This is a genomic window from Hymenobacter sp. HSC-4F20 (assembly GCF_019599275.1).
In the GTDB taxonomy this organism is placed as follows: Bacteria; Bacteroidota; Bacteroidia; order Cytophagales; family Hymenobacteraceae; genus Hymenobacter.
This window is the reverse complement of record NZ_JAHZTD010000029.1, coordinates 1-445: the sequence shown is the minus strand read 5'-3', so window position 1 is coordinate 445 and position 445 is coordinate 1. Positions and strand designations below refer to the sequence as shown.

1 protein-coding gene is annotated in these 445 nt (G+C 60.0%); it reads right to left on the bottom strand.

All coding sequences use genetic code 11. The features are described 5' to 3' along the window. Positions 1-11: 11 nt before the first annotated feature. A complete protein-coding gene (locus K3G63_RS22575) occupies positions 12-332 on the bottom strand; it encodes an iron-sulfur cluster assembly accessory protein (protein WP_220616414.1) in 321 nt (106 codons plus the stop codon). Positions 333-445 lie beyond the last annotated feature (113 nt).

Here is a 445-nt window from a genome sequence, read left to right as displayed (position 1 = left end):
GAGCAGTGGGATCAGCTGAACGACTTGCCGCAGGAGCAGCTCGACTTCGCGTTCGGATTGTCGAAGGTGAAGCCCGAGCCTTCCAGCGCCACCACGAAGTCGATCGTGGTGCCGTTGAGATGCTCGTGGCTCGCATTGTCGACGAACACCTTGACGCCGCCGCGTTCGATCACGGTATCGTCGGGCTTGGCGTCCTCCGCGAGACCCATCATGTATTTGAACCCGGCGCAGCCGCCGGTTTCGACCATGATCCGCAAGCCGTTCGCCGGCTGCGCCGCAGAGGAGATCGCGGTCTTCACCGCATTCACCGCGCTGTCCGTCAGATTGATCATCGTTCGCCCTCGCTATCTGGCTCTGTTGGCATAGTGATCGCAAGTCTCGTGCCACCGGGCATGCGCTTGAAAATGCTGCATTTTTCTTCTGACTTGGCCTGTTGCCTTTGCGA